This is a genomic window from Micrococcus sp. HMSC31B01 (assembly GCF_001816085.1).
In the GTDB taxonomy this organism is placed as follows: Bacteria; Actinomycetota; Actinomycetes; order Actinomycetales; family Micrococcaceae; genus Micrococcus; species Micrococcus luteus.
Genome location: NZ_KV824849.1, coordinates 1 through 1,347 on the forward strand (window position 1 = coordinate 1; position 1,347 = coordinate 1,347).

Annotated in this window: 2 protein-coding genes; both read left to right on the forward strand. The window is 76.5% G+C overall.

Going from position 1 to position 1,347, the window contains the following annotated elements; all coding sequences use genetic code 11:
• Nucleotides 1-465: 465 nt before the first annotated feature.
• Nucleotides 466-687 (forward strand): ATP-binding protein, encoded by a 222-nt coding sequence (locus HMPREF3105_RS13740; RefSeq protein ID WP_342356216.1) that lies wholly within the window; start codon nucleotides 466-468, stop codon nucleotides 685-687.
• Nucleotides 684-1,347, forward strand: a 664-nt coding sequence (locus HMPREF3105_RS13745) for a response regulator (RefSeq protein WP_070708536.1), incomplete at its 3' end; no start/stop codon positions are given. The genes HMPREF3105_RS13740 and HMPREF3105_RS13745, both read left to right, overlap by 4 nt.

Below are 1,347 nucleotides of genomic sequence, written 5' to 3' on the forward strand. Positions count from 1 at the left end.
CCACCGCCCCGGCGGGATCGCGCGTGCTCGTCCTGCACGACCGCACCGACCTGCAGCGGCTCGGCGACGAGCTCACCGTGGCCCACACCCTGACCACGGCGCTGCGCGCGCAGACGCATGAGCACGCCAACCAGCTGCACACCGCCCTCGCCCTCGTCGAGTCGGGCCGGCTGGAGGCCGCCCGGGCCGTGCTGTCCCGCCGCGCCCCGGACGAGGAGGCCTCCGACGACGTCCTCGCCGCCCTGCTCGACGCGAAGGCCGCCCAGGCGCGTGAGCGGGGCGTGGCGCTGACCTGGTCCGCCGAGCTGACCGCGCCCGCCCCGCTGCGCCCGCTCGACCTGCTGACCGTGCTGGGCAACCTCGTGGACAACGCCCTCGACGCGGCCGCCGCACCCGACCTGTCCGCGGCAGACCGGTGGGTCGACGTCGAGGTGGTCTCGGACGCCGCGGGCCTGCTCGTGCAAGCTGGCCGACGGCGGCCCCGGACCCTCCGACGCGGACCGCGGCCGACTCTTCGACCGGGGCTGGTCGACGAAGCCCGTCGGCGCCGCCGGACGCGGCATGGGGCTGTGGCTGACGCGGCGGATCGCGGAGGAGGCCGGCGGGGTCGCGGACGTCGCGACCGACTCGGGCACCGTGTTCACCGTCGAGGTGCCCCGCGACCCCCGACCCCAGGAGGAGATATGACCGCCCGCCCGTACCGGGTGCTCGTCGTCGAGGACGAGCAGCTGACGGCCGAGACCTACGTGGCGCACCTGGACCGGCTGCCGGGCTTCGAGGTGGCCGCGGTGGCCGGCTCCCTGTTGGCCGCGCGGCAGGTCGCCGCGGCGGGCCTGCACGCGGACGGGCGCTTCCCGTTCGACGTCGTGCTGCTGGACATGAACCTGCCGGACGGGCACGGCCTGGACTTCCTGCACCAACTGCGCGCGGCCGGCTTCCACGGCGGGGTGCTGGCGCTCACCGCGGCCACCGACCTGCCGGTGGTGCGCCGCGCCGTCGCGTACGGCGTGACGCAGTACCTCGTGAAGCCGTTCGGGTTCGACGAGTTCGCGGATCGGCTGGGCGGGTTCCGCGCCGCCTCGGCGATGCTGGCCGGCGACGGCGCCCTCGACGGCCAGGAGCAGGTGGACGCCGTCTTCCGCGTCTCCCGCGAGCGGCGCGCCGAGGCCCTGCCCAAGGGGCTGACCGAGAGCACCCTGCGCGAGGTGGTGGAGCTGCTGGGGGCGGACCCGGAGACCGCCCTGAGCGCGGCCGAGGTGGGCGAGCGCCTGGGCATCTCCCGCGTGACGGCCCGGCGCTACCTCGAGCACCTCGAGCGGATCCGCCGGGTGCGGCGCTCGGCCCGGC